Raw genomic sequence first — 24,521 nt, forward strand, 5'->3', positions numbered from 1 at the left:
GTCACCTAGGTGACTGGTAGAGTCATTTTTTTGTAGGAATTTAAAAGGACCTCCTAGAATATGTCAGCAGGAGGTGGAATATGAACTTACAAGATTATATACAACGCATTAAATTATGGATTGATAAACAGTATTTTATTATTCGTCACTATAAAATTATTATTTCTATTTTTCTTGTAATTATAGTTGGCGTATTAATCGTTGGTGCTTTATATCCTCACGAAGAAGAACGTGTTCATGTACAACCTAAGCATGTTAATAGTGAGGAAAATAATCAGACCCGATTAAGTTCAAAAGAATCATCAGACGGAGTTTCACATAATAGACAGAAACATCATAACAGTGATGCTATAGAAACGAGAAAAGATGACGATCTAAAAACTAAAAGTGAGGGCCGTTTGTTATATGATGTGAGCAGCGTGGAACGCGGGCATCCTTGGAGAGAGGTTTTTAAAGATTTACCAGATAATGATGTACATGGTAGACATGAAGATACTAAGGATGTAGATGAAGTGGCTGATAGCATTAATGATATGCAAGGGTTTAATAATAGTAAGTACTCAGGCAGGGATACATATAAAGGACGGACTAATAGGTATAAAACCAGGAGAACACAGAATAAGAATAAACACACAGGGGATAAAACCATTAGTGATAGCAGTGATGATTTTACTAATAATCAAATTAATTCAAAGTCTCATAGTAGGTTAAATTCTTCGAGTATGGAACAGCCTGTTGAACTTGTTGGTATTGTTGAGGGCAATGAGATTATTGCTATTTTACGAAAAGGTACAGAGGAGCAAATGGTTACTGTTGGGATGGTTTGGCATGGCGTTACTGTCTCTAATATAAGTGCAAGTGGTGTAGAAATCGTTGAAGGAGGTTCATCACGGTGGTTAAAAATCAATTAGGTAAGGATTGCTTACGTAGTAGAGTGACCATAGTAAGAAAAAAACTATTCAAAGCTAGCATACTACTAAAAATAATTATAATAGTGGTTATGTTTCTATATGCATCATTAGGGGAATCTTCTATAGTATTAGCGAGTAATACAGGGCCAGCAGTAACTACTAATCTAGAAAGCGATAGGGACTCACTAGATAGAGAAATTAGTAATGGTAAATCAAATAATAATAATGACATAGAAAAGGATAACGTAATTAATGAAAAGGGCGAGCTGAGAAAATCAAAAGAATCAATTACGATATCCGTTCGTAATGCTTCTCTAAAAGAAACAGTATTAGGGATTTGTCGGAGTTATCGTATATCTGTTATGGGTGTAGAATCTTTAACAGGTAACATTACGGCTACTGTGCAAGGTGAAACACCAGAGGATCTTATAAAAGAATTAGGAAGGCTATATCATTTTTCCGTTTCAAAACAATATAATACGATTCTTATTGAGCCAGATGACAAAGCACTTGAAAATAGAGAATTATATGTTATAACACCGGAGCATTTGCCAGCAGAGTCTTTAAAAAATATAATGGGCACTGTTGTGAAACATGATAAAATGGCGGTACTTTCAGAACAAAATGAAGTGATTATGCATTTGACCAGTGGAGAGAAACGGCGTGTAGAAACACTGGTTAAAGCTATAGATAAGGAGCCTAAGCAAGTACAATTAGAAGCGACAGTCATTGCTATGGAACAATCTTATGCAAAGGAGCAAGGCATTCGGTGGTCGTGGCTTAGCTTGACAGGACATGGTGAAGATAAAACTAATTCTTACGGGGCCGTTACCTTTGGTAAAACACCCGGTGGTGAAGCCTATAAATTTTTTGTGAAACCCGAGTTGAGTCTTATGGAAAGTTCCGGTAAAGCCGCGCTAATTGCTAAGCCATCTATTATGGCCTTAAATGGTGAAACAGCACATATCTTGATCGGTGAACGTATCCCTGTTATAGAAGAGTCCGAAGTGAATGGCGAACGTAAGCGTTCTACACGTTATGAAGAGGTGGGGATTAAGTTAAACTACACGCCTATTATTACTGGGGATGGCGGTGTAGATGCAAAAATTCACGCTGAAGTAAGTACACCTATCATGGTATCCGAAATGAAAGCTTATAAAATTAGTACGCGGCAAGCACATACACGGGTGCGGTTACAACCTGGAGAGGTACTCGTTATAGGTGGACTTATGGATAATCGCAATCAACATCAAATTCAAAAAGTACCTATTTTAGGAGATATTCCTTTACTAGGTAAATTATTCCGACATAGTAGAAAAACAAAAGATTCTATAGAGATGCTAATATTAGTTCGGGCAATTGTGGTATAATAAAGGGTAATGATTAGGAGGTTATGAATGGAACGCATTCGAATGATAGGCCTTGGGAAATCATTTGGGGTGCGCCAAGTATTTTCCAATGTGTCCTTTGAGATAAAAGAAGGTGATCGCTTAGCCTTAGTAGGTCCTAATGGGGCTGGGAAATCGACCTTATTAAAATGTATATTAGGCTATGAAGATCTTGATGAGGGTAATGTAGTTAAGTCACCTGTTGCAAGCATTGGCTACTTACAACAAGATGTAAATCTTGGTGATGATAGTTTAGCTACTGAGATTGAAAAGGCATGGGCTGATGTACATGCATTGGAAGAACAACTTAAAGAACTTACCACACGCTTAGAAACAGAAGAGGCGAGTGAATCTGATTTACAACGATTAGATTATTTACAAAATCGTCTTGAATGGTTAGGCGGCTATGATTACGAGCAAAAGACTAAGCGCATCATTTATGGTCTTGGCTTTACTGATGAGGATTTAGATAAACCAGCAAGCGCTTTTTCTGGTGGTCAAAAGACTCGAATTAATTTAGCTAAAGCATTGGTACGGCGCCCAGACTTTTTATTCTTAGACGAACCAACTAACCATTTAGATATGGACATGTTAGAGTGGCTTGAAGGGTATTTGTCTGCCTATCATGGCGGGATTCTCATTGTCAGCCATGACCGTTATTTTTTAGACCGTATTGTTACTGGCGTTGTAGAATTGGATAACTATAAGGCTACAACGTATCGTGGTAATTATAGTCGTTATATTCAACAGCGAGATGAACGGTTGAAAGCGGATATGATGGCCTATGAGAAACAACAGGAGTACATCAAAAAGACAGAGGCTTATATAGATAAATACCGCGCCGGTATTAAATCTAAAATGGCTCGTGGTCGTCAGTCTCAACTTAATCGTTTAGAACGACTTGATGCACCGGTAACTTCACATCATTTACAATTTTCTTTTCCCCCTGCTGCAATGAGTGCCGATAAGGTTCTTGTTCTAGATCATTTATCGGTAGGATATGGTGAAAATCCTATCATTGATGATATATCACTCGTAGTGCGACGAGGGGAATCAGTAGCCCTTATTGGACCTAATGGGGCTGGCAAATCGACTCTGGTAAAAACTATAGTAGGTGAATTATTCCCTGAGAATGGTCACGTAGATATCGGTAACCGCGTACAAGTGGGATACTTCTCACAAGAGCATGAGGAATTACATGATTCTTGGCAGGTAGTAGAAGAGGTTATGAACCATTTTAACTATACTGAAGAAAAAGCCCGCAATGTATTAGGCTCATTCCTATTTAAAGGGGATGATGTATTTAAGCTAGTAGGAGACTTATCCGGTGGTGAAAGAGCTCGGTTAGCATTGTTAAAATTATTCCTTCAAGGAGATAATTTTCTTATCTTAGACGAACCGACAAACCATTTAGATATTCCAACGCGTGAAATTGTGGAAGAAGCATTACAACAATTTGAAGGTACTTGCTTTATTATTTCTCATGACAGATATTTTTTGGATCAAGTTTCTACAAAAACCATTGTTCTAGATGATGGAAAAATTACTGAATATCTCGGTAATTACTCGTACTACAAAGAAAAGTTAAAAGAACAGGAAGATTTGTTAGCCATTGCTAACGAGCAAAACTTAGAAAACCGTGTTAGTGACAATAAACATACTTCTATTAATGAACCTATACTTTCAGTAGAAGAATCTACAGAGGCATCACAGAAGAAACCGAATGCCTATATGATAGAAAAGCAATTAGCTGAGGTGGAATCTGAAATTGCTCGATTAGAAGCAACTATGAAAATGTATGAAGTTCAATTAGCTAATCCTGTAGTACAGCAAGATTTAGATGAAATGTCCAAAATTTCCATACAAATTGAATCAACACAAAGTGAGTTAGATGCATTGTATGAAAAATGGGAACGATTATCTGAATAACTTATAATAGTATATATTATTATAGAGTTATTTTAATTGACAAAGGATTAAAAACTCTAATAATATAGATATAGATTTAAAGTTTTATGTTTCAAAGGAAGGGTGTAGCATGAATAAATCCATGTTAAAAAAAGCGGCCATTTTTGGTCTTGCTGGTGTAATGGCAGTTGCTGCTGGTTGTGGCAGTAATAAAGATGCAGGTAATGCAAATAGTAATGAAGCTAAAATTGCATTGTTAACAACAACAACTGGTGGCGCAGCAGCATATGGTGAATCCATTAAAGCTGGTGCAGAATTGGCAGTAAGCGAAATCAACGCTGATGCAAATGCTGTGAAAATCAACTTGTTAGTAGAAGATACTAAAGGTGATAAAAACGAAGCTATCAATGCAATGAATAAAGTAATTTCTAAAGATAAAGTTGTAGCTGTTATTGGCCCAATGTTATCTGGCGAAATGATGGCAGCAGGTCCTGTAGCAAACAAAAGCAAAATCGTAGCTCTTGGTACATCTACAACAGCTGAAGGTATTACAGATATCGGCGATTACATTTTCCGTAATGCTGTACCAGAATCCTTGGCAGTAGATACTGCAATTAAAGAAGCACATAAAGTTTTAGGCTTCAAAACTGCAGCTATTATGTACTCCAACAACAATGACCAAATGGTATCTGTAAATAATACAGCTCGTAAAGCATTGGAAGCTGAAGGTGTACAAATCGTTGATACTGAAACATTTGCAGACAAAGATACAGACTTCTCTGCACAATTAACTAAGATTCAACAAGCAAAACCTGATGTAATTGTAGTTGCTTCTCTATACCAAGAAGGCGCATTGATCATGAAAAAAATGCGTGAAATGGGTATGAATCAACCTGTAATTGGTTCTAATGGTTTCAATAGCCCTGAATTCATTAAAATTGCAGGTGCTGCAGCGGATGGCGTTATCGTAGGTACACCTTGGTTCCCTAACAAAGACGATCAAAAGGTAAAAGACTTCCGTAAAGCTTACAAAGATAAATATGGTAAAGAACCAGACCAATTTGCAGCGCAAGCGTACGATGCAGTTTACTTGTATGAAGCAGCATTGAAAAAATCTGGCTCCACTACAGATCGTGAAAAATTCCGTGAAGCATTGAAAAATATTGCAGACTTCGTTGGTGTAACAGGTCAATTCAAATTCAACGAAAAACGTGACCCTTCCATGGAAGTTCAAGTTTTACAAATTAAAAACGGTCAATTTGACGCATTAAAAAAATAAAAAGTTGAGGTAGTATAGTGTTTTTACAACAATTAGTTAACGGGTTAACCCTCGGTAGCTTATATGCTGTACTCGCTATTGGCTTAACACTTGTGTTTGGCGTTTTAAATATCATCAACATGGCACACGGAGGCATCTTTATGATAGGTGCCTTCGTTGGTCTTTTTATGGTAACTGTTTTTGACGTTAACATTTTTGTAGCCCTTATCGTAGCTATGGCTGTCGGTGCTATCCTCGGTTATCTATTAGAATTTGTGGCGCTTCGTCCACTACGTAAGAAAAAGGTGTCTCACTTGGCACCACTTATTAGTACCATTGGTGTTTCTATTTTTCTTGAAAGTTTGGCATTATTGCTTTGGGGCCCTCAAACAAGATCTTTCCCACCAGACTATATTGGTGGCCTAATCGACTTTGGAGTTTTCAAAATTTCCATGGTACAAATTATTGGTTTAGGTGTTTCTGTTGTTTTAATGCTAATTCTTAATATAGTTATTAAGAAAACTAAAATTGGTAAGGCTATTCGTGCCGTATCTATGAGCACAGAAACAGCGGCTCTCTTGGGCATTAATCCAACAATGATTATTTCTGTTACCGTTATGATTGCATCTGCCTTGGGTGCAGCAGCAGGTGTATTGGTAGGCTTGTCCTTTAATGCTATTGAGCCTACTATGGGTGTTATTATTGGATTTAAAGGCCTTGCTGTACTTATCTTAGGTGGTCTTGGTAATATTACAGGCGCCATGGTTGGTGGTTTTATTTTAGGTGTAGCAGAAATCTTCTCTGTTGCATATGGGGCCTCTACATTCCGTGACGCGGTGGCCTTTGGCCTCATTATCTTATTATTATTCTGGCGCCCACAAGGCTTGTTTGGTTCTAAAGATAAAGGGGGTAGACCTTAATGGATTTATTAAACCCGTATTATCTACAGATCGTGATGTTCTTCATCATCAATGCCATCATGGGTATTTCTATTTACTTCACACTTGCAAGTGGTCAGCTTTCTTTAGGGGCTGCTGGTTTTATGAGTGTTGGTGCATACGTAGGGGCTATCCTTTCTTTGAAAGCTGATTTGCCTATTGTTCTAGGCATTATTATTGGTGGCCTAGTTGCTAGCCTTGTAGCCGTTATTATCGGCTTACCAACAACACGTCTTCGCGGTTTATATCTTGCCATTGCTACTCTTGGTTTTGGTGAAGTTGTGCGTGTTATTTTCTTGAATTTGGATATTACTAATGGTGCGTTAGGCCTTTCTGGTATTCCATCTATTCCTCAAGAATTAACAAATTTAGCCTATGAACTTGATATGGATGGTTTAATGGGCATCGATGCTGTTGCATGGGGCAACTTAATGGCTATTATTATTTTGCTAATCATTTTAGTATTGATTATTGCCTTCTGTGTACGCATTAATAATAGTCGTGTTGGTCGTGCCTTTGCAGCGATTAAGGCGGATGATCATGCAGCAGAATTAATGGGGATTAACGTTGTATACTACAAGATGATGGCTTTTATCATTGGTGCTTTCATTGCCGGTATTGGCGGTGGTTTGTATGCTCATATTACAAACTTTATCAATCCTACAGACTTTAGCTATCACAAGGTAGTACAAATCTTATTATTCCCTGTATTTGGTGGTTCTAATGTAGTATGGGGCTCCGTTTTAGGTTCCTTTATTCTTACATTATTACCAGAAGTATTACGCTTCTTATCCGATTATCGGGACATTATCTACGGTGCATTACTAGTTATTTTGATGGCAGTTCGCCCGGATGGTATTTTAACAGAATCTATGGTAGACAAAATTAGTCGTAAGTTAGGCTTTAAAAAGGCTCCATATATTCCTGAATCACAAGTATTAACAGAACGTTTTGAAGCGTATAAACGTAAACAACAAGAAGAAAAACAAGGATAGGAGGGAACTGAATGCTATTAGAATTAAATGACGTAAGTAAAAGCTTTGGTGGCGTTGCAGCTCTCACCGGTGTATCCTTTGGCGTTAAACAAGGTGAAGTGTTTGGTGTTATCGGTCCAAATGGTGCCGGTAAGACTACTCTCTTTAACTTGATTACTGGTGTATTCCCTGTAAGTTCTGGCGAAATCGTTTTTGACGGTATGTCTGTAGTAGGTATTAAGCCTCATAGAACTGTTGAAATGGGGATTGCTCGTACGTTCCAAAATATTCGTCTTTTTGGTAATATGACAGCTCTTGAAACTGTATTAACCGGCATGCATTGTCGTACTGGGTCTGGATTCTTGTCTAGTTTCTTAAAGACAAAACGTCAACGCATCGAAGAAGAGCGTTGTCGTGGTATTGCTTATGAGTTTTTAAAACTTGTAGGTCTTGAAGAAGATGCTGAAGAGGTAGCTACATCATTGCCATATGGTAAGCAACGTCGCCTTGAAATAGCTCGTGCTTTAGCAACACATCCACAATTAATTTTGCTCGACGAACCAGCAGCGGGTATGAATGATAGTGAAACTGAAGTTCTTCGCCAACTAATTGGTAAGATTCGTGATTTAGGTATTACTGTTGTAGTTATTGAACATGCCATGGAATTAATGATGAACATCTGTGATCGTATGGTGGTTCTTAATTTTGGTAAGAAAATTGCTGAAGGTACACCTCAAGAAATTCAAAATAACGAGGCTGTAATTGAAGCATACTTAGGTAAAGAGGAGGTGTAATATGTTAAAGCTAGAAAACATCGTGGCTGGTTATGGACATATTACAGCCTTAAAAGATATTAGTTTAGAAGTACCACAAGGTTCCATTGTATCTTTGATCGGTGCTAATGGGGCCGGCAAGTCTACTACGATGAAGACTATAATGGGCCTTGTAAAGCCTACATCTGGAAAAGTATTGTTTGAAGGTCAAGATATTACTGGTCATAAAACACATCAAATTGTACATGGCGGTATTTCTTTAGTTCCTGAAGGTCGTCAAATCCTTCAAGATATGACCGTTTATGAAAACTTAGAAATGGGCGCTTATATTCGCAATGATAAGGAAATCGAAGAGGATATCAAAAAAGTATTTAAACGCTTTCCAATTCTTGATGAACGTAGTTATCAATTAGGTGGTACACTATCTGGTGGTCAACAGCAAATGTTGGCTATTGGTCGCGCCCTTATGGCACGTCCAAAATTGTTATTATTGGATGAACCATCTATGGGTCTTGCACCATTAGTAGTAAACGAAATCTTTGAAACTATCAAAGAGATTAGTGCTGAAGGAACTACTGTTCTCTTGGTAGAACAAAATGTACGACAAGCATTAAAAATAGCTGATTATGCGTATGTATTGGAAACAGGTAAGATGGTATTATCTGGTCCTGCTGACGAAGTACGTCATGATCCTCGCGTTATGGAAGCATATTTAGGCGGTCGTGTTGAATAATTAATACTTTAAGTCGATAGTGCTTATCTAAAATTTTTAATAAGGTATATATACTAGAACACTAGTATATATACCTTATTTTTTTATTTAATCAATAAAATTGATGAGTATTTGATGATTTTATGAATCGACCATGAATTAAGTTTATATATTTTTTATTTATATATCTAAATTTAATGAAAAAATCGAGTGAAATATGAGTGAAATGCGTAAAAAAATACACATAATAAAATGGTGAAATCCTTATATTTACGCGATTTATTCTTAAAGGTTTAATGAAGTTAGCTCAGAACGGGCTGTGTTTATGGAAGAAAGTTTAAAATAATGATAAAATAACTTAACCGATTTTTTAGGATTAATAATTCTAAAAAAATATAGTGTTGTATTGAGTGAGTTGAATGTAAATTAAAGAGGTAAAATATGAATAAAAAACAGTATATGATGATGGCCGCATTCTTATGTGCCACAACAACATCCATGGCTGCACCTGTTAATGTAACAGCTGAACAGTCTTACAATTCTAAAGTATTACAAACTGAAGGACACGCACCACTAGAAACTAGTGCATCTGTAGTGAGTTCTGATAAGGTGTATCGTCTACGACAAGGTGATGAACTAACTATTCAAGTTGTACAACAACCAGATCTTGGTACACGTAATGGTAACGATATTATGTACACTGTTCGTCCTGACGGATATGTATCATTCCCTATGGTGGGACCGGTAAAAGCAGATGGTTTAACCGTCGATGAGTTCACCGCCCAATTACAGCAAGGTTTAGCTCGGTACATTATTAATCCGGAAATTACTGTAAATGTTACAAAACTCGGAGGAGTTCGGGTGTATGTATTCGGTGAGATTAATAAGCCTGGTGCTTATACATTGACTAAGTCTAGTACTGTTATTGATGCGATTGGTGCGGCTGGTAGCTTTAACTGGGATACAGCTAAAAAGAAAATTTACTTAATTCATCAAGACAATCCTGAAAAACCAATTCCTATTAATTTAAATCGCATGTTACAAACTGGAGATATGTCCGAAAACTATATTATGCGAGAAGGGGATGTTCTTTACTTGACTAAAAATAGTCGTATTAACTTTGCTCGTGATATTGCTCCAATTTTGACTAGTGCATACATGGTATCACGTATCGGTAAGGATTAAGGATAGGGTTTATCTCACATATAAGGGGGCGTTCTTTTGCGTTCATATTTATTACCAGCCATACTGTTTATTGCCGATATTGCGACGATTGTTATTGTTGCTTTCATTAGTTTATTTATTAGATTTGATGGCTATATTGAACCTCGATATATTGACCAAATGGTAGACGCATTGCCAATATTGCTTATTTCGTATATGTTGATGTTCTTGCTTATGCATTTGTACACGCGTATTTGGCGTTATGCAGGGATGCGAGAGGTATTGGCAGTATTTGTCGCTACGACAGTAGGTACAGCAATCTTTTACTCCTCTATGTTTGTATTTGGTAAATCATTACCAAGATCAATCTATTTTATTACTTGGTTCCTTACAACTGGTGCAGTAGGTATGGGACGTATGTTGCTACATTATGTGGCGCTTCACTATAGTAATGGGGATGATGGTGAAAGTGGCCAAGTAAATACACTCATTATAGGTGCTGGTGATGCTGGTGCAATTATAGCTCGTGAAATTGAACGGTATCATAAGCGTTCAAGACGTATTATTGGCTTTGTTGATGATGATATGTATAAACATAACCGGTTGATGAATGGTTTTAGAATTTTAGGGAATCGTGAAGATATTCCAATGCTTGTAGCAAGATATAAGGTTGAAGAAATTATTATTGCTATGCCATCGGTAAAACGTGATGTTATTCGAGAAATCATGGAAATCTGCTCACCTCTAAAATGTAAAATCAATACATTACCTGGGATGTACCAATTATTAGATGATGAGGTTTTAGTATCTCATTTGCATCCTATTTCCATTGAAGATTTATTGGAACGTGATGAGATTCATCTAGACACATCAAAAGTAGAACCATATTTGAAAGATAAAGTCGTTATTGTTACGGGTGCAGGTGGTTCTATTGGCTCTGAAATTTGTCGTCAAGTATTACGGGTAAGACCTAAAAAACTATTGTTACTTGGTCATGGTGAAAATAGTATTTATCTTATTCACCAAGAGTTGCGTTCAATTGTGCCTGAAGGTACATTGGTTCCCATTATTGCTGATATTCGAGATAAAAATCAGTTAGACCAAATCTTTACCGATTATGAACCAGATGTAGTATTCCATGCAGCCGCTCATAAACATGTACCGCTTATGGAAATCCAACCGATTGCAGCGGTGTTAAATAATATTTATGGCACTCGTAATGTGGCAGATGTAGCGGGAGCACATGGTGTTGAGCGATTCGTTATGATTTCCACAGATAAAGCGGTAAATCCAACAAGTGTTATGGGGGCTACGAAACGGGTGGCAGAAAAGGTCGTACTTGGTATGAATCACAAGTACGATACAAAGTTTATTACCGTTCGCTTTGGTAATGTTCTTGGTAGTCGCGGTTCTGTTATTCCATTATTCCGCAAACAAATTGAAGCTGGTGGACCTGTAACAGTTACAGATCCTGAAATGACTCGTTACTTTATGACTATTCCAGAAGCAAGCCAACTTGTATTACAAGCTGGTGCAATGGGAAATGGTGGTGAAGTGTTCTTATTAGATATGGGTGAACCAGTAAAAATTGTTGATTTAGCGAAAAATATGATTCGTCTTTCTGGATTTGAGCCTGATAAAGATATTCGCATTGAATTTACTGGTTTGCGTCCAGGTGAAAAGCTATATGAAGAATTATTAACTGCTGAAGAAGGTACTAATACAACTACACATAAGAAAATCTTTGAAGCTGCCTTAGAAGATGTAAATCAAGAATGGTTAAGCCGTGAAATTGATCGCTTTGAAACATGTAAATCTGACTTGGATGTAATCAATGTATTACAAGACATCGTTCCTACATATCATCCAAATCATAATGTATAACAATTTAGTTACAATCATTTATTTAGAGCTGTAGTCTACGTGAGAGGGAGATATACAGTAACTATTCCTAAGAGGGAGAGACCCTGTTGTTTGTATACTTTCACAGAAAGGGGTATATGGGTGGAACAAATTATTGATTTAAAAGAGGTCGGTAGAGTCCTCGTTAAACGACGTCGTAAGATTATCAATATTACGGTAGCATGTATAGTATTGGGTGGTGCATATGCTTTCCTAGCACCATCTACATATCAATCTACATCTATGTTGCGCATTAAACAATCTCAAGGATTAAGTAATTCTGTTTTATCAAGTACTAATGGTTACTCTGACTCTATGGCGCGTCAATTGATGAATACAGATGCTGAAATTTTAAAGAGTCGTAATGTTGTAGAACCTGTTATTGCAGCGATTGAAGATCCAGAAGGAACAGGTAAAGCACCTACATACGAAGAGTTTGTTAAAACACGTATTGAAACAAAACCATATAAAGAAACTGAATTATTACAAGTTAGTGTAACTGGTAAAAGTCCAGAACAAGCACAAGAGGCTAATCAATTATTAATTGATACATTCTTAAAGCGCTTGGCAGATATTTCCCATGTTGAGCAACGGACGACACGTGAATTTTTACAAAAACGTGTGGTAACTGCAAAAGAAGAATTGGGTCAAGCAGAAAAGAAATTACAACAATTCCAAGTGGACAATAAGGTATATTCCACGGCGGATCAAATGAAGGGGCTAACAGATAAGATTACCCTTATTGATCGTGAGAAAGCTCAAAACCAATTGGATTTGGAAACGGCGCAAGCAGCTTTAGGCAGTATTAATGAGCAATTAGGCTCTGCAGGTAAAAGTATTGCGGATAGTGCAACTGTTCAAGCATATAAAGGACAATTAGCTGACTTAGAATCTCGTAAGGCCTCTTATGTTGGTAAATATACTGATGAGCATCCGGCAATGAAAGAGATTAACCAACAAATCGAAGAAGCTAAGAGTGGTTTAAATGCTGAAATTAATGCTATTGCATCTCAACAAGCTCCATCTAGTAACTCTGCACAGCAAGGTTTGTTAGCAGATAAATTCAAAAATGAAGCGGCTTTAGCTGTAGCACAAGGTAAAGAATCTACATTAGCTGAACTTGATAAAGAAAATGAGGAGGCTATGAAAGGTTTGCCTGAAAAAGAACGTGGCTATATCCAGGCAAAACGTGATGTTGATGTAGCCCAAGACATTTACGAAATGCTATCTAAGCGTTTGGAAGAAGCTAAAGTAGCTGAAGTAATGGTACCAAATGAAGTTCAAATTGTAGATGCTCCTACATTACCAGAAAAGGCTATTGCACCTCGTAAAATCCTTATTTTATTAGGCTCTGCAATTTTGGGTATTATCCTAGGCTGCCTTTACACATTGGGTCAGTTCTTCTGCAACCGCAAGGTTCAATCGGTACAAGAAATCAATGATATTCTTGGCATTGAAAATTTAGGTGTCATTCCAAATCATGAAGAAAAGGAATATGAAGAACCAAGCAATCGTATTGTAGCATTGTGGCGTAAAGTGAGAGGTTAATATGATTAGACTAATTTCTAATGAGCGTGGTGATACACCACTTGTAGAAGCATATCGTACATTGCGTAGCAATTTACAATACGTATGTAATCAACATAAATATAAGATCATTTGTATTACCGCTGCTACTAGTGGAGAAGGAACATCTGAGGTAGCGGCTAATACGGCATTAGCTTTATCGAAGAATAATAACAAAGTTCTTTTAGTAGATGGTAATTTACGTAATCCAGTTCAGCATGTAGCATTCAACGTGCAAAATAAAGGTCTTACTAATGCAGTTATTATGGATGAAGATTTGACGATTCATCGCAATATTGTGCCTCATTTAGATGTGCTTACTGCTGGTGAAGTAGTTAGCCATCCTTCAGAGGTAGTTGATTCAAGTAAATTATCTACAATATGGGATTATATCCGCGACGAATATGATGTAGTTATCATTGATACACCACCAGTATTAGATGTTACGGATGCCATTGTATTAGCTGAAAAATCTGATGGTGTCATGCTTGTTGTTAAAAATGAAGTAGCAGGTCCTAAAGATTTAATAGAAGCTAAGAAACGACTTACTCAAGTTGGAATTCCTTTATTAGGTTCTATCGTCATTGATGTGTAGTCAATAATTTAATATATATTCCATTAGATAAATCAAGCGTATCGACAAGGTACAGAAAGTAATGAGGTGATGTATATGAAAATTAATTTTTCCCCTCCTGATATTACAGAGTTAGAAATCAATGAAGTTGTTGAAGCCTTAAAGAGTGGTTGGATTACAACTGGACCGCGTACTAAAGAATTAGAAAAAAAGATTGCGGCACAATTAGGTACACCTAAAGCTGTTTGTTTAAACTCTGCTACCGCGGCGCTTGAGATGTCTCTCCGTGTATTAGGTATTGGACCTGGCGATGAAGTTATTACCAGTGCTTATTCCTATACTGCTAGTGCAAGTCCTGTTGTTCATGTAGGGGCTACACTAGTTATTGTAGATACCCAAAAAGATTCATTTGAAATGGATTATGATGCAGTGGCTCGTGCTATTACGCCAAAAACAAAGGCAATTATTCCTGTAGATATTGCAGGGGTACCTTGTGATTATGACCGTTTACGCTCTATTGTAAAAGAAAAGAAATCGCTATTTACACCTGCCAATGATATTCAAAAAGCATTGGGACATATTCCTATCGTAGCGGACTGTGCCCATTCCTTTGGTGCTTCATACAAAGGTATACCAACTGGCAATGTAGCTGATTTTAGTAGTTTTTCCTTCCACGCAGTGAAGAACTTTACGACTGCCGAAGGGGGCTGTGCTACATGGCGACATATAGATGGTATTGATGATGAAGTCATTTATAAGCAATTCCAATTATTATCTTTGCATGGACAAGATAAGGACGCCCTTGCTAAGACAAAGGCTGGTGCATGGGAATACGATATTAAGGGTACATATTATAAATGTAATATGACCGATATTATGGCGGCTATTGGTTTGGCTCAATTTGAAAGATACCCAAAACTATTAGCACGACGTAAGGAAATCATCGCAGCTTATGATGCAGGTTTTAAAGATTTACCTGTTACAGTATTAAGTCACTATACTGATGATCATCAAAGTAGTGGCCACTTATATTTAGTACGATTAGATGGTCAAGATGCTGAATACCGTAATAAGGTAATTGAGGCTATGGCTGAAGCTGGTATTGCAACCAATGTTCACTATAAGCCAATTCCTATGCATACGGCTTATAAGAACTTAGGATTTACTATTGATGATTATCCAAATGCTTATAATCAATTTAAAAATGAAATCACATTGCCTCTTCATACATTGCTAACGAATGAAGAAGTGCAATATATCATTGAAACATTTAAAAGGATTATTACCGAATGTTAGTAAAAAACTTTCACGATCTACCACAAGAGTTGCAGTGTGAAGAGGTGCGTCCATACTTTGAAATATTGAATCAAAGACGAACAAGCCTTCTTTTTAAAAGCATATTTGACCGTGTTATAGCCGCTGGTATGCTCATTGTATTAAGTCCTGTATTTTTGGTGTTAGCCCTCATGATTAAACGAGATAGCGAAGGGGAGGTCTTCTTCCGCCAAACTCGGGTGACGCAATATGGTCGTACCTTTGGTATCTATAAGTTCCGCACTATGGTAAAAAATGCGGAATCATTAGGTGCTCAGGTGACATCACAAAATGATATGCGCGTTACAAAGGTAGGCAACATGCTTCGTAGCTATCGTCTTGATGAATTGCCTCAGTTAATCAATATCCTATTAGGAGATATGAGCTTTGTTGGTACAAGACCAGAGGTGCCTCGATATGTGGCGGCTTACACAAATGAAATGAAAGCAACCTTGTTATTACCAGCAGGGGTAACAAGTATTGCAAGTATTGCTTATAAAGATGAAGATCAACTTTTACAAAATGCTCAAAATGTTGATGAAGTCTATATTAATGAGGTATTACCAGGCAAGATGGCTTGGAATTTAAAGAGTATTAAAGAATTTTCTTTTCTACAAGATATTAAAACGATGGTTGATACAGTATTAGCTGTATTACGTTGAAAGAGGTCCCTATGAGTACATCTATGACAAAGGAAATACAAGAAAAAGAGCTTACTATGTTGCTGTACTTTAAAGAGTTTTGTGACAAACATAATTTGCGCTTTTATCTCTGTGGCGGTGGCCTCATTGGGGCGATACGTCATAATGGCTTTATCCCTTGGGATGACGATTTAGATTTATTTATGCCCCGTCCAGATTACGAAAAATTAGCTGAATTATGGCCTAAGTATGCAGATACAGAACGGTATACATATTGTCGAACTGATCGAAATCATATTTATCATGATGCAGGTGCTTCTATTCGAGATAACAACACGACATTTATTAATCGTCATAGTATGCACGAAGATATTTGTCACGGTTTAGCTCTTGAAATCATGCCTATTGATGGATGTGCACCAGGAAAAATTAGTCGTACACTGCAATTGATGTGGGCCATGACCTTTGCACTTTTTAATGCTCAACGATTGCCTGATAATAAAGGACCGATGTATCGTGCATTAGCAGGATGTATTTACAAGGTATTTTCTAGTCAGTCGTTACGTTATCATATTTGGCGTTTTGCGGAAAAGCAAATGACTAAATACGATTTCAATACGAGTAAGGAGTGTACTGAATTAATTGGTAGTTTGAAGGGTATGAAGCTGCGTCATCCTCGAGAAGACTTCGAATCTGTTGTATATAAGGATTTTGAAGGTCATCAAATACCAGTTATGAAAGGGTATGAAAGATATTTACGTCTCATTTGGGGCGATTATATGCAACTACCACCAGTAGAACAGCGCGTAGCTAAACATGATGCTGTATTTGCTGATTTGCATACACCTTACAAGGAGTATAGAGGCATACATTATGCCAAAAACGAAGCTCAACCTTAAGGAGGGCCTATGAAACGAATAGCAGTAATCTTTGCGGGTGGCGTAGGTGCTCGTATGAATAACAGCAAGACGCCAAAACAGTTTCTTGAATGGAACGGTAGACCTATTTTGATTCAAACTTTAGATGTATTTGAACAAACGGACTTAATTGATGCCATTGTTCTAGCCTGCAAAGCAGAGTGGATTGATCACACCAAGAACCTCATCAAAGAGGCTGGGTTACAAAAGGTTCTATCCATTGTTCCAGGTGGAGAAAGTGCTTTAGATTCTCAATATAATGGATTGGCAGAAGCGAAGTGTTTATTTCCTAATGAAGATGTTACTGTATTGATTCACGATGGTGTTAGACCGCTTGTAGATAAGGAAACAATAGAGAGAAATATCGAATCTGTAGAAACAAAGGGGTCTGCTATCACTGTTACACCTGCTATTGAAACCGTTATGGTTACGGATAATGGTTCTATCAATCGTATTTTAAATCGCAGTGAATGTCTTATGGCAAAAGCACCTCAAAGCTTTAAACTAGACGATATTCTATCGGTTCATGATCGAGCAAAAGTAGAAGGTATCCATGATTTTATCGATTCTGCGTCCATGATGATGCATTATGGTTACACATTGTATCCAGTATTAGGGGAGACAGAAAATATAAAAATTACGACACCATCTGATTATTATATGTTCACAGGTATTATAAAGAACCGTGAATTAGGAGGATTACAAGATGAGTAATTCCGTTATTAAACGCGAGTTAGCAGCTTTACTACAAGATAAAGAGCACTTTGATTTCCTCCGCCATCAGCGTATTCTCGTGACAGGCGCGACGGGACTCATTGGCTCTATGTTTATAAAACTGCTTATACTTGCCAATGAGACATATAATCTGGATATAAAGGTAATAGGCCATGTTCGTAGTCATGACAAAGCACAGGCTATTCTAGGTGATTATTTAGATAATGATTCTATTACACTTATCGATGGTTCTTTAGAATCTATTGATGTGCCTTGTGACTATATTTTACATGGTGCAGCACCAACACAATCTAAGTTCTTTATGGAGCATCCTGTAGAAACGATTCGTACTTCGATTCATGGTACGGAAGCTATGCTTGAACTAGGCCGTCATAAAACGGTAAAGAAACTTGTATACCTATCGAGCATGGAACAGTATGGTGTTCCTTATGAATCGGGACAGGTGATGACTGAAGAGCGATTAGGATATTTAGATCACTTAAATGTGCGTAGCTCTTATTCTGAAAGTAAAAGATTATGTGAGTGTTATTGTAAATCGTATGCCGTAGAATTTGGCGTTCCAGCTGTTATAGCTAGATTGGCTCAAACTTTTGGACCTGGTGTTCCTGTTTCAGATAATCGCGTATTTATGCAATTCACTAAGAGTGCTCTAAAAAATGAAAATATTGTACTTCATACAAAGGGTGATTCTATGTCTAATTATTGCTATATTACTGATGCATTAACGGGCATTTTAACCCTTATGAAGGATGGAGAAGCTGGTGAAGCATACAATGTCTGTCATGATGAGGAAACTCGCTCCATAGCTAGCATTGCTCATTTAGTAGCGACCCATGTAAGTCATGATAAGAGTGAAGTCATTTTTGATATTCCAGAAGATGTACAAGGCTTAGGCTATGCGCCGACAGTGCACATGTTCTTAAGTTCAAAAAAATTAAAGTCCTTAGGATGGCAGCCTAAGGTAACAATGGCGCAGGCTTATGTAAGACTTGCAGAATATATCCAAGAGGAAAGCCTATGAAAAAGGAAATAATCATTGTTACTATCTCCCTTGGTAATGATGGAGCTGAACGAATTTTAACAGAGTTAGCTCGTCAATGGGTGCATGATGGTCATCATATTACGGTCATCCAAACTAGTCCCAATTGTTATGGTAATGAATATGCCTTAGAAAATGGGATAGAGCAAATTGAAATTCATACCACAAGTTCTAATAAAGTGATTCGCTTTATGCAGGAAATAAAAGAGCTAATTAAGATTTTAAAGACTAGACCGAATGCTACATGTTTATCATTCTTGTCTGCATCTAGCTTTATATTGGCTATTAGTTCCTGGTTTGTAAAGAATCGCATTGTCTTTTCAGAACGAAATAATCCGCGTAAGGTACCTATCGGTTGGCATCAACAAGCGCTGCGTAATTTTGCTTTTCGCTTTGCTGATGCCTTAGTATTCCAAACGGAAGATGCACGTTCATATTTTCCTGAATCTGTACAAAAGCGTGGTGTTATCATTCCGAATCCTATTAATGGTAAATTGCCACCACCAATTGAGGGAGAACGGGAAAAGACGATCGTTACAGCATGTCGCTTGCATCCGCAAAAGAATTTGCCTATGATGATCAATGCATTTAGTATGCTATCAGATGAGTTTCCAGAGTATAAACTCGTTATTTATGGGCAAGGCGTTTTAGAGGATGAACTACGAGCTCAAATAAAATCTCTTAATTTAGAGGATAGAATTTTATTGCCTGGCTTTGCTAGTAATATTTTAGAGAAGGTCGCACCTTGTTCTATGTATGTTTCATCATCTGATTTTGAAGGTATTTCAAACTCTATGCTTGAAGCGCTAGGCATGGGCTTGCCTACAGTTGTTACAGACTGTCCAGTAGGTGGGGCTCGTATGGTCATAACAAGTGGAGAGAATGGTATCTTGGTGCCTGTAGGAGATATACAGGCTATGTATGAAGCCATGCGTAGCGTTCTAAAAGATCCTGCACTAGCAGCTAAACTTTCACAAGAAGCCATTAAGGTGCGTGACAAATTCCCACTATGCAAAATTGCTAAACGTTGGTTAGATGTTTTATGAGTTGTAAGGAGGAGAACCATTGAAGTTAAATATTACGGCTATTGCTGACCGCATGATATGGTTCATAACTCTAATTTTTTTAGTGTTGTCGTTGACCATTTCCTTTGCCCTTGGCGATGCGAATTATGGTGCCTATGTATTATTTGTATGCCTATTTGGACTTATTATTTGTTATCTCATTCGAGAGCGGGGAGTTATTAAATTTAGGCTTACCTGGATGCATGGTTATATGCTCCTCTTCATTGGAGCCTGTTATCTGAGTACTATTAATGCTATAGAGCCATCTGTAGCACTCAGTCGAAGCTTTGATATCGTCAAAATATTCTTTATGCTTATCATTTTATACATGTGTTATCAAGATAAAACATCAGTGGACACATTATTAAAAATTGGTATGTGGACTGGTTATATAGTTTGTTTTTACACGGTATATTTCTATGGCTTAGATTACTTTATTATGGTTTTGTCATCTTCTGCACGAATTGCAAATGATGCATTAAATGCGAATACTGTAGGTTTATTAGGTGCCAATGCTATCGTTATGACATTGTATTACATGTTATACGATCGACCTCGTTGGTGGAATATTATAGCCTTACCTACATTGGGGATTCTAGCAGCTACTGGTAGTCGTAAAGCGTTAGTATTTGTTGTTGTTGGTACAGTATTACTATTTGTATTTAAAAGTTTACGTAGTGCCAATGTAGTAAATTCTATTGCTAAGATTATTGGCTCATTGTTAGCTCTTACTATCATTGGTATTGCAGTTCTACAATTACCTATGTTTTCAGAGGTTCTGGATCGTATGTCGAGTATGGTGGATGCTTTCTCCGGTACTGGTGGTGATTCATCTACCATTATTCGTTTAGCCTTGGTTGATATAGGGTGGGATTTATTTTATCAATCGCCCATCACTGGGGTGGGGGTAAATAATCCATCTGTACTTACCTATTTTTTATATGGTAAAGAGAATTATTATTTACATAATAATTATATTGAACTATTAGCAGGTACAGGGGTAATCGGCTTATTGGCGTATTACTCAATGTATATATACATTGCCTATAACTTAATTCGTTATCGGAACTTTCATAGTAATGAATATGTAATGGTACTGATTTTGTTCCTTTCTCAAATCGTTATGGATATGGGCATGGTTTCTTATGAAAGTAAGAGTACATATTTTTATATGATGATGTTTTATTTAGAGGTGCAATTGCTCCGGAAAGGACGTAAAAATGAAGCTCAGCAAGTTGTGTAAAGTTGGCATGTCCTTTTTAACAAAACCTTACTATCGCACGAGAGTATTGATCAAATTAGGTTATTATGACTCTTTATCTGATGAAGAGTTTTTAAAGAAGGTATTTCCTAAATATATGGGGTATCCTCTAGATTTAGAGAATCCTAAAACTTTTAGCGAAAAGTTACAATGGCTAAAGGTTAATTACAGAGAATCTATACAAACTGTAATGGTTGATAAGCATGAAGCTAAGAACTTTATTGCTCAACGGGTGGGCGAACAATATATAATTCCCACACTTGCTGTTTGGGATTCTGTAGAGGATATTGATTTTGATGCATTACCTAATCAATTTGTTTTGAAATGTACACATGATAGTGGGGGCATCGTTATTTGTAAAGATAAGTCATCCCTTGATCGAGAGGCAGCTAAAGCAAAGTTAAGAGCATCTCTAAAACGTGATTATTCTAAAATTGCTAGAGAATGGGCTTATCAAAATGTACCGCGTCGTATTATAGCAGAAGAATATATTTCTGAATTGGGCAATGATGATTTATTAGACTATAAGATGTATTCCTTCCATGGAGAACCAAAGCTAACTGTAGTGTGTTCAGAGCGCTTTTCAAAGACTGGAACGCGTATGAACTTCTATGATATTGATTGGGAGCCTATGGGGATTCATTTTGGTCATTATCCTCCATTACCTACGGAATTTCCGAAGCCAGCTACGTATGAGGAGATGAAACGTCTCACAGCTGAGCTAAGTAAGGATTGTCCGTTCTTACGTGTTGATTTTTACGAAATAAAAGGGCGCCTATTTATTGGAGAGTTAACGTTCTTCCCTGGTGCTGGATTTGAGAAGTTTCGTCCTATGTCAAAAGATTATGAATTAGGGGAGTGGTTACATCTTGAAACTGTACATCGGGGCTGATTTTGTCCCTACGGATATAAATAGAGAATTATTTGAATCTGGTAATGGAGAGGCTTTGGTTGGTAAGGAGTTACTGAGACTTCTAAAAAAATCTGATTTAAATGTATTTAATTTAGAGGTGCCCTTAACAGATGCAGCTACTCCGATTAATAAATTTGGTGATAATTTAAAATCTCCTACAAAAACAATCTATGGTTATAAGGCTTTAGAGCCTATATTTTTAACATTGGCTAATAATCATTCCTTAGATCATGGTGTAGAAGGGTTAACAACTACATTAGAGCTATTAAAAAAGCATGATATTAAAAATGCAGGTGCTGGTGCTAATGTAAAAGTAGCTAAAAAGCCATTTATCTTTGAAAAAGAAGGTATACGTATAGGATTTTACTTATGTGCAGAACATGAGTTTACCGTTGCTTCTTTTCATACAATGGGGGCTAATCCATTTGATGTATTAGAGAGCTTTGATGATGTAGAAGCTTTAAAGAAAACATGTGATTATGTTATCGTCCTATATCATGGTGGGAAGGAGTTTTATCGCTATCCATCGCCAATGTTACAAAGATATGGCAGAAAATTTGTTGATAAAGGAGCAGACCTTGTAATTTGCCAACATAGTCATTGTATAGGTTCTCGTGAGGACTATGGTAAGGGGACTATTATTTATGGCCAAGGTAACTTTATCTTTAACTCCGAATCCTATATACATCATAAGGAGTTTGTAAAAGATTCCTTATTAATCAGTGTGGAGGCTACAAAGGATACCTTTATTGTATCTGAAGTGCCAATTCGTGGTACCGAAAGGGGCACCCGTTTGGCTACTGAATCAGAAGCCATTGAAACATTGACGGAATATAAAAAGCGAAGTGAAAACATTAGAGATGCTCATTTTGTAGCTCAAGCATATAAGGACTTTGCTGATACTCATGTAAAGCGATATTTGCGTGAATTTTTAGGTAGATCTTTTATTATCCGCGCAATAAATGGATTATTTGGACGAAAATTAATGCAACTTATTTTAGGAAAAACAAGTTATTTAGCAATTCAAAATTACTTGGAATGTGAAGCTCACCATGAATTATTCTTGCGGGGCATTAAGAATATCAATAAAAAATAATGGATACAAAAATAGTAGCTGCTGCTAAATGGTCTGTCATAACAGAGGTTTTAGCAAAGCTTATTACACCACTAACAAATATAATATTGGCCCATATGCTAGCACCTACGGCATTTGGGATATTGGCAACAATTATGATGGTTATATCCTTTGCAGAAATGCTAGCTGATGCGGGATTTCAAAAATTTCTTGTACAGCATGAGTTTCAAAGTGATAAAGAAAAACAGGAGGCTACAGATGTAGCTTTTATTGCTAACTTAGTTCTTTCTTTACTCTTGTGGGGGGCTATTATAGTCGGTCGTGATGAATTGGCCGTATTAGTTGGAAATGATGGCTTAGGCATACCGTTAGCCATAATGGGGGCCATGATTCCGCTCTCTGCTTTCAGTAGTGTACAAATGGCCTTGTATAGACGGGACTTTAACTTTAAGTTTCTTCTTAACATTCGGCTCATCACAATTCTGACTCCTATATTGATATCCATACCTATGGCGCTCATGGGATATGACTATTGGTCATTAATCGCTGGTATGCTAGGGGCTCAGTTATTCACGGCTTTGGCTTTATTGAAGAGTAGGAAAAATCAAATCCATCTCTTCTTTAGTTCTCGAGTCTTTATGAACATGTTTAGTTATAGTGCATGGTCATTGGCTGAAGCATTTTCTATTTGGCTTACCGCTTGGGTGGATACCTTCATTATTAGTCGCTTTTTAGATGCCTATTATTTAGGGATATACAAAATGCCTATGGCTATTGTTACAACTGTCATGGCCATGGCTACTTCATCTTTAGCGCCTGTATTATTTGCCGCATTAAGTCGAGTTCAACAGGATGAACAGGCATTTTCAAATACATTCTTTACCTTCCAACGCTATATGGCTCTTTTTTTAGTACCTATAGGGATAGGCTTGTTTGTATTCCAAGATTTTGTTGTTGATCTTTTATTGGGACCACAATGGAAGTTAGCAGGTATTGTATTGGGATCTTGGTCCTTGAGTTCCGCTATTATGACAGTAACAGCGAATTTGATTTCTGAAGTGTTCCGTGCAAAAGGAGTTCCTAATTTATCATTCTGGACTCAAATATTACATTTAGTTGTATTAATACCGGTAATTTATATTTGCATTCAGTATGACTTTAGTACATTTGTCTATGCTCGTTCAATAGTACGCATGGAAATGTTAATGGTTGCCATGATTTTCTTAGCATTATTTATACATATGAGTGCCCTTCGGGTGATTACTAATATAGGTGTATATTTAATTACCGCATCTATTGTTGGTGCTCTTGCATATAGTATTTTACATTTATATGATGCGGTATGGTGGACTATAGCTTGTATGATTTTATGCGTTGTATTGTATGTGGTTATCTTATATCTCATACCATCTGAGCGCACTATTATCACTTCTGGCGTTGATAAATTATTAAGTAAAGTAAGACGCTCATAATTAACAGAACTATGAAAGGAGT

At 37.1% G+C, this 24,521-nt stretch carries 22 protein-coding genes; all 22 read left to right on the forward strand.

Annotation, left to right across the window (positions count from 1 at the left end; all coding sequences use genetic code 11):
- Positions 1-80 precede the first annotated feature (80 nt).
- The 22 genes from VCHSUH03_RS06490 (at position 81) to VCHSUH03_RS06595 (ending at position 24,499) form a co-directional block, all read left to right on the forward strand.
- Positions 81-911, forward strand: coding sequence for a hypothetical protein (locus tag VCHSUH03_RS06490; protein WP_105089000.1), 831 nt, complete (start codon positions 81-83; stop codon positions 909-911).
- An 89-nt stretch (positions 912-1,000) separates the two neighbouring features.
- Positions 1,001-2,281, forward strand: coding sequence for a type II secretion system protein GspD (locus tag VCHSUH03_RS06495; protein ID WP_105094541.1), 1,281 nt, complete (start codon positions 1,001-1,003; stop codon positions 2,279-2,281).
- A gap of 27 nt (positions 2,282-2,308) precedes the next feature.
- Positions 2,309-4,228: an ABC-F family ATP-binding cassette domain-containing protein gene (locus VCHSUH03_RS06500; protein ID WP_105094446.1), complete on the forward strand. Its 1,920-nt coding sequence runs from the start codon at positions 2,309-2,311 to the stop codon at positions 4,226-4,228.
- A gap of 109 nt (positions 4,229-4,337) precedes the next feature.
- Positions 4,338-5,486, forward strand: coding sequence for an ABC transporter substrate-binding protein (locus tag VCHSUH03_RS06505; RefSeq protein WP_105085415.1), 1,149 nt, complete (start codon positions 4,338-4,340; stop codon positions 5,484-5,486).
- Positions 5,487-5,503: 17 nt separating this feature from the next.
- Complete coding sequence (locus tag VCHSUH03_RS06510; protein WP_105085416.1) at positions 5,504-6,385, forward strand: branched-chain amino acid ABC transporter permease; 882 nt, start codon at positions 5,504-5,506, stop codon at positions 6,383-6,385.
- Complete coding sequence (locus VCHSUH03_RS06515) at positions 6,385-7,398, forward strand: branched-chain amino acid ABC transporter permease (protein ID WP_105094447.1); 1,014 nt, start codon at positions 6,385-6,387, stop codon at positions 7,396-7,398. Before VCHSUH03_RS06510 ends, VCHSUH03_RS06515 begins: the two co-directional genes overlap by 1 nt.
- 11 nt (positions 7,399-7,409) lie before the next feature.
- The gene (locus tag VCHSUH03_RS06520; RefSeq protein ID WP_105085418.1) at positions 7,410-8,171 is read left to right on the forward strand and encodes an ABC transporter ATP-binding protein; all 762 of its coding nucleotides are present in this window, start codon (positions 7,410-7,412) and stop codon (positions 8,169-8,171) included.
- 1 nt (position 8,172) lies between these two features.
- Positions 8,173-8,883 carry an ABC transporter ATP-binding protein gene (locus VCHSUH03_RS06525; protein ID WP_105085419.1) on the forward strand — a complete coding sequence of 237 codons (711 nt, stop codon included), beginning with the start codon at positions 8,173-8,175 and terminating at the stop codon, positions 8,881-8,883.
- A 420-nt stretch (positions 8,884-9,303) separates the two neighbouring features.
- Entirely contained in the window at positions 9,304-10,047 is a 744-nt protein-coding gene (locus VCHSUH03_RS06530; protein WP_105094448.1) for a polysaccharide biosynthesis/export family protein, read from the forward strand.
- A 36-nt stretch (positions 10,048-10,083) separates the two neighbouring features.
- Complete coding sequence (locus VCHSUH03_RS06535) at positions 10,084-11,910, forward strand: polysaccharide biosynthesis protein (RefSeq protein ID WP_105094449.1); 1,827 nt, start codon at positions 10,084-10,086, stop codon at positions 11,908-11,910.
- Between the two features lie 120 nt (positions 11,911-12,030).
- Positions 12,031-13,476, forward strand: a complete 1,446-nt coding sequence (locus tag VCHSUH03_RS06540) for a GumC family protein (protein WP_105094450.1) — start codon at positions 12,031-12,033, stop codon at positions 13,474-13,476.
- A gap of 1 nt (position 13,477) precedes the next feature.
- Positions 13,478-14,089 (forward strand): CpsD/CapB family tyrosine-protein kinase, encoded by a 612-nt coding sequence (locus tag VCHSUH03_RS06545; RefSeq protein WP_105094451.1) that lies wholly within the window; start codon positions 13,478-13,480, stop codon positions 14,087-14,089.
- A 69-nt stretch (positions 14,090-14,158) separates the two neighbouring features.
- Positions 14,159-15,364 carry a DegT/DnrJ/EryC1/StrS family aminotransferase gene (locus tag VCHSUH03_RS06550; protein ID WP_338153070.1) on the forward strand — a complete coding sequence of 402 codons (1,206 nt, stop codon included), beginning with the start codon at positions 14,159-14,161 and terminating at the stop codon, positions 15,362-15,364.
- Positions 15,358-16,044, forward strand: coding sequence for a sugar transferase (locus VCHSUH03_RS06555; protein ID WP_105094453.1), 687 nt, complete (start codon positions 15,358-15,360; stop codon positions 16,042-16,044). The genes VCHSUH03_RS06550 and VCHSUH03_RS06555 overlap by 7 nt, the downstream gene beginning before the upstream one ends.
- 11 nt (positions 16,045-16,055) lie before the next feature.
- The gene (locus VCHSUH03_RS06560; protein WP_105094454.1) at positions 16,056-16,922 is read left to right on the forward strand and encodes a LicD family protein; all 867 of its coding nucleotides are present in this window, start codon (positions 16,056-16,058) and stop codon (positions 16,920-16,922) included.
- Positions 16,923-16,931: 9 nt separating this feature from the next.
- Complete coding sequence (locus VCHSUH03_RS06565; RefSeq protein ID WP_105094455.1) at positions 16,932-17,654, forward strand: IspD/TarI family cytidylyltransferase; 723 nt, start codon at positions 16,932-16,934, stop codon at positions 17,652-17,654.
- On the forward strand, positions 17,647-18,696 hold the full coding sequence (locus VCHSUH03_RS06570; RefSeq protein WP_105089013.1) for an NAD-dependent epimerase/dehydratase family protein: 1,050 nt from the start codon (positions 17,647-17,649) through the stop codon (positions 18,694-18,696). The genes VCHSUH03_RS06565 and VCHSUH03_RS06570 overlap by 8 nt, the downstream gene beginning before the upstream one ends.
- Positions 18,693-19,760, forward strand: a complete 1,068-nt coding sequence (locus VCHSUH03_RS06575) for a glycosyltransferase (protein ID WP_105089014.1) — start codon at positions 18,693-18,695, stop codon at positions 19,758-19,760. Before VCHSUH03_RS06570 ends, VCHSUH03_RS06575 begins: the two co-directional genes overlap by 4 nt.
- 19 nt (positions 19,761-19,779) lie before the next feature.
- Positions 19,780-21,021 carry an O-antigen ligase family protein gene (locus VCHSUH03_RS06580; protein WP_105089015.1) on the forward strand — a complete coding sequence of 414 codons (1,242 nt, stop codon included), beginning with the start codon at positions 19,780-19,782 and terminating at the stop codon, positions 21,019-21,021.
- On the forward strand, positions 20,999-21,931 hold the full coding sequence (locus tag VCHSUH03_RS06585) for an ATP-grasp fold amidoligase family protein (protein WP_105094456.1): 933 nt from the start codon (positions 20,999-21,001) through the stop codon (positions 21,929-21,931). The genes VCHSUH03_RS06580 and VCHSUH03_RS06585 overlap by 23 nt, the downstream gene beginning before the upstream one ends.
- A complete protein-coding gene (locus VCHSUH03_RS06590; RefSeq protein WP_105094457.1) occupies positions 21,909-23,048 on the forward strand; it encodes a CapA family protein in 1,140 nt (379 codons plus the stop codon). Before VCHSUH03_RS06585 ends, VCHSUH03_RS06590 begins: the two co-directional genes overlap by 23 nt.
- Positions 23,048-24,499 carry a lipopolysaccharide biosynthesis protein gene (locus VCHSUH03_RS06595; RefSeq protein WP_105094458.1) on the forward strand — a complete coding sequence of 484 codons (1,452 nt, stop codon included), beginning with the start codon at positions 23,048-23,050 and terminating at the stop codon, positions 24,497-24,499. Before VCHSUH03_RS06590 ends, VCHSUH03_RS06595 begins: the two co-directional genes overlap by 1 nt.
- The last annotated feature ends 22 nt before the right edge of the window (positions 24,500-24,521 follow it).

Source organism: Veillonella infantium, from assembly GCF_002959895.1.
GTDB lineage: Bacteria > Bacillota > Negativicutes > Veillonellales > Veillonellaceae > Veillonella > Veillonella infantium.